At 68.6% G+C, this 2924-nt stretch carries 3 protein-coding genes; all 3 read right to left on the bottom strand.

The features are described 5' to 3' along the window. Positions 1-87: 87 nt before the first annotated feature. Positions 88-1443: a Pup--protein ligase gene (gene pafA, locus VM840_01760; protein HVL80301.1), complete on the bottom strand. Its 1356-nt coding sequence runs from the start codon at positions 1441-1443 to the stop codon at positions 88-90. A 53-nt stretch (positions 1444-1496) separates the two neighbouring features. Further along, on the bottom strand, positions 1497-2183 hold the full coding sequence (prcA, locus tag VM840_01755; protein HVL80300.1) for a proteasome subunit alpha: 687 nt from the start codon (positions 2181-2183) through the stop codon (positions 1497-1499). Beyond that, on the bottom strand, positions 2183-2924 hold a 742-nt coding region (gene prcB / locus VM840_01750; protein HVL80299.1), incomplete at its 5' end, for a proteasome subunit beta. The genes prcB and prcA, both read right to left, overlap by 1 nt.

Below are 2924 nucleotides of genomic sequence, written 5' to 3'. Positions count from 1 at the left end.
CCCCTACGGTCACCTCGAGCTCCTGGACGCCGTCCTCATGGGTGGCGGCCACGCGGGAGACGACGCCGGTCCGGAAGGTCGGCAACGCTACATCGAGGCGATCAGACGGTCCACCCGGTCGTCCGTCGCCTTGAAGGGGTCCTTGCACAGGACCGTCCGTTGCGCCTGGTCGTTGAGCTTGAGGTGCACCCAGTCGACCGTGAAGTCTCGACGACGCGCCTTCGCCGCCTTGATGAACGCCGCGCGGAGCCGGGCCCGCGTGGTCTCGGGCGGGTCGGACATCGCGATCTGGACCTGCTCCTCGGTCACCATCCGCTCGGCGCGTCCGGACCGCTCGAGCAGGTAGTAGAGGCCCCGCTCCCGGTGGACGTCGTGGTACGCGAGGTCGAGCAACGCGACCCGGGGGTGTCCGAGCGGGAGCCCGTGTCGCTCCCGGTAGGCGGAGATCAGCTTGTACTTCATGACCCAGTCGAGCTCGCGGTCGAGCGACATGGGGTCGGTCTCCAGGCCGGTCAGGACCTCCTCCCACAGCTTCAACGCCGTCTTCAGGGGGTCGGTCAGGTCGCGCCGCTCGGCGTACCGCTGGGCGCGCTCCAGGTACTCCCACTGCACCTGGACCGCAGTCAGCTCCCGGCCGTTCGCCAGCCGCACCTTGCGTCGGCAGGTCGCGTCGTGGGAGATCTCGCGGATGGCGCGGATCGGGTTCTCGAAGGACATGTCCCTGAACACAACGTTGTCCTCCACCATCCGCAGCAGGATGGCTGTGGTGCCCACCTTGAGGAAGGACGCCACCTCACTCATGTTCGAGTCGCCGACGATGACGTGCAGCCGCCTGTACTTCTCGGCGTCCGCGTGCGGCTCGTCGCGGGTGTTGATGATCGGCCGGGACCGGGTGGTGGCCGACGAGACCCCCTCCCAGATGTGCTCCGCGCGCTGCGAGAGGCAGTAGAGGGCGCCACGCGAGGTGTGCAGGACCTTCCCCGCTCCCGCGAAGCACTGCCGGGTGACGAGGTAGGGGATCAACACGTCGGCGAACCGTTGGAACTCCCCGTACCGGGAGACGAGGTAGTTCTCGTGGCAACCGTAGGAGTTGCCCGCCGAGTCGGTGTTGTTCTTGAACAGGTACACGTCACCCGCGATCCCCTCGTCGGCGAGTCGCTTCTGGGCCGAGACGAGCAGGTTCTCGAGGATCCGCTCCCCCGCCTTGTCGTGGGCGATCAGGTCGGGGACGGAGTCGCACTCAGGCGTCGCGTACTCGGGGTGGGAGCCGACGTCGAGGTAGAGGCGGGCGCCGTTCTCGAGGAAGACGTTGGAGGACCGCCCCCACTGCACCACCCGCCGGAACAGGTACCGGGCTACCTCGTCGGGCGAGAGCCTGCGCTGCCCCCGGAACGTGCAGGTGACTCCGTACTCAGACTCCAGCCCGAATATGCGCTTATCCACGCGGCCAGTCTACGGGCGAGGGCACGGCCTCACCGCGAACACGCATCGGGAGACTAGGCTCCCTGCGCGGCGGCGATCGTCTCGTCCGAGAGGCGCTTGAACTTGCGGCGGCCGAGGGTCCGGTCGAGGACGGCCGCCTCGATCTGGGCGGCCGGGAGCTCGCGGGACCCGCCGGAGGTGAGAGCGCCGATGCCGGTGCGTATCGCCGACTCGAGGTCGCTGTCCGGACGGTAGTTGTCCTTCAGCCAGCGGGCCAGGTCGTCGCTCTGTCCTCCCAGGGCGACGAACCCCTCCTCGTCGGTCATCGTCCCGTCGTACATCACGTGGTACAGCTCGTTCGGCTGTCCGTCGGCCCCCACCTGCGCCAGGAGGATCTCGACCTCGAAGGGCTTCACCGCCTCCGTGAAGATCTGTCCGAGTACCTGGCTGTACATGTTCGCGAGCGCCCGGGCCGTGACGTCGTCCCGCGAGTACGCGTAGCCCTTCAGGTCGGCCTGCCGGATCCCGGCGATGCGCAGGTTCTCGTACTCGTTGTACTTCCCAACACCCGCGAACGCGAGCCGGTCGTAGATCTCGGAGACCTTGTGCAGGGTCGCGGACGGGTTCTCGGCCAGGAACAGGATCCCGTCCGCGTACTCGAGGGCGACGATGGCCTTGCCGCGCGCGATGCCCTTGCGCGCGTAGTCGGCCTTGTCCTTCATCACCTGCTCGGGGGAGGCGTACATGAACGGGACCGGCATCAGGTGTTCCCTCCCTCGTGCTCGCCCTGGACGGGCCGGGTCGTCCCCGCCCGGCGCCGGAACGCCTCCCGACGCTCGTCGAGGACGGCCTGCGCGATCGTCTCCACCTCCGACTGCGGGACCTCCCGCACCCCGTCGGCGTCGATCACGAAGACGGTCGGGTAGATGGAGTGGACGGGGTCTGGACCCGCCGTGCCGACGTCCTCCTCGGCCGCGTCAGCCAGGGCCTCTAGCGCTATCCGGACCGCCCCGTCGCGGTCGATCTCCTCGGCCGACCGGAACAGGCGCTTCAGGGTGTTACGGGCGTCCTTGCCCCCCGATCCGGTCGCGTGGAAGTCGGTCTCCTCGTACAGGCCCCCCGTGACGTCGTAGCGGAAGATGCGGCCCTGACCGGTGCGCAGGTCGAACCCGGCGTAGAGCGGCAGGACGACGAAACCCTGCATCGCGGCCGGGAGGTTGGCCCTTATGAGGCGGCCGAGATGGTTGGCCCGGCCGGTGAGCGAGAGCGGCTCCCCTTCGACCTTCTCGTAGTACTCGAGCTCGGTCTGGAAGAGCCGGACCATCTCCATGGAAGGCCCGGCCACCCCCGAGATCGCGGCGGCCGAGTGGGAGTCGGTCGGGAACACCTTCTCGATGTCGCGGTGCTCGATCGTGTAGCCGGCGGTGGCGCGCCGGTCGCCGGCGATCACCACGCCGTCCGAGTACCTCAGCGAGAGGATCGTCGTGGCGAAGGTGAGCTCG

Source organism: Actinomycetota bacterium (genome assembly GCA_035540895.1).
Lineage (GTDB): Bacteria > Actinomycetota > JAICYB01 > JAICYB01 > JAICYB01 > DATLFR01.
The sequence above is the reverse complement of the archived record's forward strand: the minus strand, read 5'-3'. Positions and strand labels throughout refer to the sequence as shown.

Bases quoted from the DNA above. Each gene is read 5' to 3' on its own strand.
- prcA (HVL80300.1), bottom strand. From the start codon at position 2,183: ATGCCGGTCCCGTTCATGTACGCCTCCCCCGAGCAGGTGATGAAGGAC.